The 6,988-nt window shown below is 60.6% G+C and carries 5 protein-coding genes; all 5 read right to left on the bottom strand.

What is annotated here, in order from left to right; genetic code table 11:
- Positions 1-14: 14 nt before the first annotated feature.
- Positions 15-737 carry a DUF4956 domain-containing protein gene (locus HMPREF2836_RS07645; protein ID WP_070630007.1) on the bottom strand — a complete coding sequence of 241 codons (723 nt, stop codon included), beginning with the start codon at positions 735-737 and terminating at the stop codon, positions 15-17.
- A gap of 314 nt (positions 738-1,051) precedes the next feature.
- Positions 1,052-2,098 carry an excalibur calcium-binding domain-containing protein gene (locus HMPREF2836_RS07650; RefSeq protein WP_070630008.1) on the bottom strand — a complete coding sequence of 349 codons (1,047 nt, stop codon included), beginning with the start codon at positions 2,096-2,098 and terminating at the stop codon, positions 1,052-1,054.
- Between the two features lie 317 nt (positions 2,099-2,415).
- Complete coding sequence (locus tag HMPREF2836_RS07655; RefSeq protein WP_070630009.1) at positions 2,416-3,609, bottom strand: excalibur calcium-binding domain-containing protein; 1,194 nt, start codon at positions 3,607-3,609, stop codon at positions 2,416-2,418.
- Between the two features lie 218 nt (positions 3,610-3,827).
- Positions 3,828-4,796, bottom strand: coding sequence for a Sir2 family NAD-dependent protein deacetylase (locus HMPREF2836_RS07660; protein ID WP_070630010.1), 969 nt, complete (start codon positions 4,794-4,796; stop codon positions 3,828-3,830).
- Between the two features lie 200 nt (positions 4,797-4,996).
- The coding region (locus tag HMPREF2836_RS07665) for an ATP-dependent Clp protease ATP-binding subunit (RefSeq protein ID WP_070630011.1) at positions 4,997-6,988 on the bottom strand (1,992 nt) is incomplete at its 5' end.

Below are 6,988 nucleotides of genomic sequence, written 5' to 3' on the forward strand. Positions count from 1 at the left end.
TATACCGGCTGGTCTTACTTGCCCACCAGGGTGCGCTGGAGCGGAACCATCCGGGTGTCCAGGGTGGTGTGCGCCTCGGCTGTGGGAACCTGAGGTGCTGCCGAGTAAGCCGCAGGAGCCTGCGATGCTACCGTCTGAGCGGCTACAGGCTGAGCCGCCTCCCCTGCCGCGGGGGTGCCGCCCTCGGTGGTTTCCTTGGGCTGGTAGGTGACGGTGGCGCGGGCCAGGTCGTTCACCATGTCCAGCTCGGTGATCTTCGCCGAGGTGACGGTGTAACCCAGGCGAGCGCTCAGGTATGCCTTGAGCTCTTCCTCGTCGCTGATTGCACGATCGGCGGTAACGGTCTGAGTCTGATCGGTAGAGACCGGGGCGCTGCGCGAGTCGAGAATCGCGATGAGGCCGACCAGGGTAGCCATGAGGCCGAAGGCGATGTACGCCGGGCTAATGTTCACACCTGCAATCATGCCGACCGAGAGGGCTACGAAGTAGTAACCCACCTCGCGCTGGCTCAGGGCGGTGGAACGCAATCGGATAATCGACAGGACACCGAAGAGGCCCATACCCATAGCGGATGCGTTCGATCCGGCGGATACCAGCGCCACCGAGACGGTGAAGATGCCGGCGTTGATGACCGCGTAGGAAATCATCAGTTCGCGGTTGCGGTGCCGCACCATGTAGAGGGTGCAGAGAGCTGCGATGGCTATAGCGTCGGCGAGTGCCATGGTCAGAATAGTCATTGGGTGCTCCAGATATCGTGTCGTGATGTTCGCGGTGCTCTTTGCTGTCTGTTCTTCAGCTCCAAGCTGTGCGTTCTTTGTAGTATCTAGATTCCCGTGCAAGCCTGTGTTTACCCTGTGCTGCCCTTAACTTAGAGATAAGTGTTATATGTCTCTAATAAATACACTTATCGTGGCGCTATTCAATCGTAATTTTTCTCTTTTCTCGCGTCCTTGACGGAGCATCCCACAGCTTCAAAAAGCACAAAAAATGGGCTCCCTCCGATATGGAGGGAGCCCATAAAAGCAGCTAAAAACTTAGCGACTAGGCGTTATTATGCCTTCTTGCGCATGCGGGTTGCCACGATGGTCGCGCCACCAGCACCCAGAGCAATCAGACCCAGACCAGCAGCGGTCATCGCATCGGATGCACCGGTCTTAGCCAGGGAAGAAGAGCTCTTGGAGGATGCGTTCGAAGAACCGGAGCCCAGGTTGTCGTTCGAGCCGGAGCTCAGCGAAACACTGTCGGACTTGGAGTTCTCGTAGTTCGGCTGCTCTTCACAACCCTTTTCGTCACCGTCAGCGTCGAACTTCTCGCGGAAGTCCGGGTCGCCCTTGTAAATGGGGCCACCACGGTCTGCCCACACGTCGGCGCAGTTCTGGTACTTGTCGGTCTTCTCGCCCTTTGCGGAGGAGTCGGAAGCCTGGTCAGACTTCTGGTCTTCAGACTTCTGCTCTTCGGCAGGCTTCTGGTCCTCAGCGGGCTTGGTTTCCTTAGCGTCCTCAACTGCGGGTGCGGAGGTCTCTTCAGCAGGCTTGGGAGCCTCGGTGGTCGGGTCCTGAGTCGGAGCCGGGGTCGAGTCTTCGGAGGGAGCGGGGGTCGGGTCCTCTGAGGGAGCCGGGGTGGGCTCTTCGCTAGGTGCCGGAGCGGGCTGCTCTGCAACCTTAATGGTCACGGTAGCTGCCTTACCGCCGCGGGGAACGTCGCCGTCCTTCAGGGAGCCGGACAGCAGGTAAATGTCGACAGAAACGCTGCCGTGCAGTTCTGCCTGCCAGGGGATGGTAAGGGAGAAGTTACCGTCGCTATCAGCGTGGATTTCCAGGTAGTCCTGGCCGTCAATCTTAACGGCACCCTTGTTCAGCTTCAGCGCCAGAACGGAACCGGAGGTACCATCAGCGGTCTTGAAGCCCTCGCCACCAATGTTCAGACCCTGACCCTCAACCCATACGTCGGGGGCGATGAACTGTGCAGAGTCTGCGTAGGTGTGGACAACCTGAGGTGCGCCTTCAACAGCGAAGGTTGCGGGGACGGAAGTAGCAACGAGGCCACAGCCGATGAGTGCGGTGGCGCCGATGCGTGCAATATTGTTTCGAATGTTCATGCCCCCCATTCTAACGAGCGAAGCTTAGGATACCGGCACCCAAGACGTCAATTTATTATGACCTAACTCACAAAACATATTTTTCTTGAAGGTTTCTTGAAGGCATGGTTGAACTATATAAGCCTTTTACACCGCCGTGCACACCCAAACTCTCAACCCCACATTGAAGAAACTAACAAGTACATACCCCACCTCATCGGCACACCCCAACAGCAAAAACCACCCAGTTAAACGCGAAAATCCCCTCCGCCCGAACGCTCAAAAGCATTCAGGGGAAGGGACCCTCATGCACACCGCACCGGCGGCGGCAACAGTTCTTAGGAGTTCTTGCGGTTACGCACAGCAGACACGCCAGCAACACCCAGACCCAGAGCTACAAGACCCATACCAGCAATGGTGAAGGCGTTAGAAGCACCGGTGTTAGCCAGGGAAGAGCGCTGAGCACGGCTCGAAGTGTAGCTACTCGAAGAGGAGGAGTCGCCGCCCAGGTTATCCAGGCTGCCAGAGTTGCGGGACGAAGAACCCGAGGAGTCGTTGGAGGAGGAACCGTCGGTCACCTCACTGTTAATGACCTCGCAACCCAGGCCGTTACCGTCGTTATCAAACTTCTTGCGGAAGTCCGGGTGGCTTTCGTGCATGGGCGCCAAGCCAGCGGCCGCAACCTCTGCACAGTTCGCGAAGCGAGTGCTCTCAGCCGAAGCGGTCACCTGCTCGGTAGCGGAGGTGGAATCACCCAGCTGATCCTTCGCCTCATTCGCAACGACTGCGTTCTGATTAGCAGAAGCCGACTCGGTAGCAGATACCGAAGCGGAGGGGGTAGCCACCACAGAAGCCGATGCGGCAGCCGAGGGGCTCACCGAAGCGGTGGCGGAAGCCTTCTCCTCGGCGCGGTCCTTAATCTTTGCATCCACGGAGGCAACAACCTCATCAGCGGCGGTAGCCGAAGCAGAGGGGGTAGCAGATGCGGAAGGCGCCACAGAAGCGGAGGGGGTAGCCACCACGGAAGCGGTTGCCGAAGCAGAAGCACTCGCAGATGCGGTAGCGGAGGGGGGTGCTTCCTGAACGGAGCGAGCCTCAATCTTCACGGTGGCAGCCTTGCCGCCGCGAGCGGTGTCGTTGTCCTTCAGGGAACCGGAGAGCAGGTAGACGTCCACGGAGATACGCTCATCCAGGTCGTCCTGCCAGGGAATGGAAACGGAGAAGTTGCCCTTCTCGTCAGCCTGAACTTCCAGGTAGTCCTTGCCGTCAATCTTGACGGTGCCCTTGTTCAGCTTGATAGCGATGGTGGAGCCGGAGGTGCCGTCCTGGGTCAGGAAGCCTTCGCCGGTAATCTTCAGGGTTTCGCCCTTGTACCAGACCTCAGAAATGTGGGAGGTTGCCTTGTCGGAGTAGACGTAGGTGACGGACTCTTCACCGTTCTGAGCGAAAGTTGCGGGGATTGCGGTGACCGCCAGACCGCAACCGATCAGGGCGGTGGCACCGAAGCGAGTGATAGTGTGTCGAATGTCCATCCCATCATTTTATCCCCGCACGGTGGGTATATCCGCCTGTCCAGGGGCTATTTGCAATGACTTGCAACACAAAATAGCACTTTCGTGCACTTAATGATGGGTCAGTGCACACGCGGCAAAATTTGCTAGAGAAACAGCATGCACTGAAAAACGGCATTCACTGCAGAAACAGCGCCGTCTAGACCTCTGCAACGACTCCGGCAACGACCCCCGCAGCCTTAACCGTCAACGGCGTCGAGCATGAGTTCCAGCGCCTCACCCACGCCACTGCGCCACAGGTAGGTTGCTTTCGCATCCGCACGACCCGGACCGCCGTTAATCACAGCCACCGGCTTGCCCGCGCGCAGAGCCTCCAGCACAATCTTGTAGCTGCTCATAACTGCCACCGAGGAGCCCACCACCAGCAGCGCCGTACATTCAGCGAGCATGGCATCCTTGAGTGCCTTACGTTCGGCGGGCACGGACTCGCCAAAGTACACCACATCCGGCTTGAGGCGGGTCGAACCGCAGGCGATGCAGGGCACCATCTGAAAATCGCGGATATAGCGTTCGTCCAGCTCCACGTCACCGTCAGGGTTCACGCGCAGCTCTTCGTTATCAAGGCGCGCCAGGTAGCCGGGGTTCGCCGCGTCCAGGCGCGCATCCAGGCTTTCGCGGCCCTCATCCTGCCCGCAGTCCAGGCAGACGATGCGCGACAGGTCGCCGTGCAATGCCAACAGAGAGGAGCTTCCAGCGCGGGCGTGCAGACCGTCCACGTTCTGCGTAATCACGCCGCTCACGGCACCCAACTGTTCAAGCTCGGCGAGCGCATAGTGGGCGCGGTTCGGTTCGGCGCGGCGCATGCGGCGCCAACCAACGTAGGAGCGCGCCCAGTAGCGTTGGCGGGCTACGTCATCGTAGCGGAATTCCTGGTAGGTCATGGGGCGGTGATCGTGCAGGGATCCGCCGGGGCCGCGGTAGTCGGGGATGCCGGATTCGGTACTCACGCCCGCGCCGGTGAGCACGAGGACCTTACCGGCCTTGAGCAGCTCGGCAATACCCGCGGAGGCGTATTCTTCGTCGTGCGGGGTGGCGTTCTCAGAGACAACGCGCTGAATCGAGCGGATTGCGGCACGGTGCACGGAGGCGATTTCTTCGCGCTGCTCACCGGCGGCGGCGAAGTTCTGGTGGTCAGTCCAGCGGTCCATTCTTCTCCTCAATGCTCTGTGTACTAATGCGGTCAGCGCGGTTCTAGCGCGTTAAACGGCTGTGGGGCACCCCCCTTTCGAGGGTACCCCACAGCCTATTTCTTATGGTTTCGAACTGGCAAACTCAGCCACAGGCTAAGTCCGCCCAGCAAGCCGGGCCCTGCCAAGTAACCGGGCCTATCCAGCCAGCCGGTTGAGTTTTAGTCCTCAGCCTTCTGCTCACGCTCGGAGGTCACGACCAGGCCGTCGCTGGCAACGTCCGGGTTCACGTCCACGGTCACGGTGTCGCCGTCGTGGATGGCACCGGAGAGGATGCCGCGAGCCAGGCGGTCACCGATCTCGCGCTGAACCAGGCGGCGCAGCGGGCGGGCACCGAACGCCGGGTCGTAGCCGGTCTTACCCAGCCACTCGAGGGCTGCCTCGGTCACGTTCAGGGTGAGGCGGCGGTCCTCCAGGCGCTTAGCCATGCTCTTGACCTGCAGACCCACAATCTGACCCAGGTTCTCAGCCGACAGGGGCTGGAACATGATGATGTCGTCCAGTCGGTTGAGGAACTCGGGGCGGAATGCCTGGTGCACAACCTCCATGGCCTTCTCGGAACGCTCGTCGAAGGGCAGGTCCTGGTTGACCAGGTACTGCGAGCCGAGGTTCGAGGTCAGGATCAGGATGACGTTGCGGAAGTCCACGGTGCGGCCCTGACCGTCGGTCAGGCGGCCGTCATCGAGCACCTGCAGCAGGATGTCGAAGACCTCGGGGTGTGCCTTCTCGACCTCGTCGAGCAGGACCACCGAGTAGGGGCGACGGCGTACAGCCTCGGTCAGCTGACCGCCCTCTTCATGGCCGACGTATCCGGGAGGGGCACCGACCAGGCGAGAAACGGTGTGCTTCTCGGAGTACTCGCTCATGTCGATACGCACCAGGGCGCGCTCGTCATCGAACTGGAACTCAGCCAGTGCCTTAGCCAGCTCGGTCTTACCGACACCGGTCGGGCCCAGGAACAGGAAGGAACCAATCGGGCGGTTCGGGTCGGAGATGCCTGCGCGGGCACGGCGCACAGCATCAGCGACAGCTACCACTGCGTCTTCCTGACCAATCAGGCGGGCACCGATGCGCTTCTCCATTTCGAGCAGCTTCTCGGACTCACCCTGCATCATGCGACCTGCGGGAATGCCGGTCCAGGAGGAAATCACCTCGGCGATATCATCTGCGGTGACCTCTTCAGAGACCATGGACTCGCTCTTGGCGCGGTCCTCGGCGCGCTGTGCTTCTTCCAGCTCAGCCTGCTTTGCGGGAATCTCGCCGTACAGCAGGCGGGATGCCTCAGCGAGGTTACCCTCGCGCTGTGCAACCTCTGCACGGGAACGCAGCTCGTCGATCTGAGTCTTGATGTCGCCCACGCGGTTCAGGCTTGCCTTCTCAGCCTCCCAACGAGCGTTGAGGGCGTCGAGCTCTTCCTTCTTATCCGCCATATCCTTGCGCAGGGCCTCCAGGCGCTCAACCGATGCGGGATCGGTCTCGTCGGCAAGTGCCAGTTCCTCCATGGTGAGGCGGTCCACAGCGCGGCGCAGCTGGTCAATTTCCTCCGGTGCAGAGTCAATTTCCATGCGCAGGCGGGATGCTGCCTCATCAATCAGGTCAATTGCCTTGTCCGGCAGCTGACGGGAAGGAATGTAACGGTTAGACAGGGTTGCTGCGGCAACCAGCGCGGAGTCAGCGATCTGCACCTTGTGGTGTGCCTCGTAGCGTTCCTTCAGGCCGCGCAGAATACCGATGGTGTCATCTACGCTGGGCTCGCCCACGTACACCTGCTGGAAGCGGCGCTCCAGGGCGGGGTCCTTCTCAATGTTCTCGCGGTACTCGTCGAGGGTGGTCGCACCAATCAGGCGCAACTCGCCTCGGGCAAGCATGGGCTTGAGCATGTTGCCCGCGTCCATGGAGCCTTCGGATGCGCCAGCACCGACGACGGTGTGAATCTCGTCGATGAAGGTCACAATCTGGCCCTCGGACTTCTTGATTTCTTCGAGGACTGCCTTCAGGCGCTCCTCGAATTCACCGCGGTACTTTGCGCCTGCGACCATGGAGCCCAGGTCCAGGCTGATGAGGGTCTTGCCGCGCAAGGATTCGGGCACGTCGCCGGAAACCATGCGCTGTGCCAGGCCTTCCACGACGGCGGTCTTACCGACGCCGGGCTC

It is taken from the genome of Rothia sp. HMSC065C12, from assembly GCF_001812085.1.
GTDB classification, from domain to species: domain Bacteria; phylum Actinomycetota; class Actinomycetes; order Actinomycetales; family Micrococcaceae; genus Rothia; species Rothia mucilaginosa.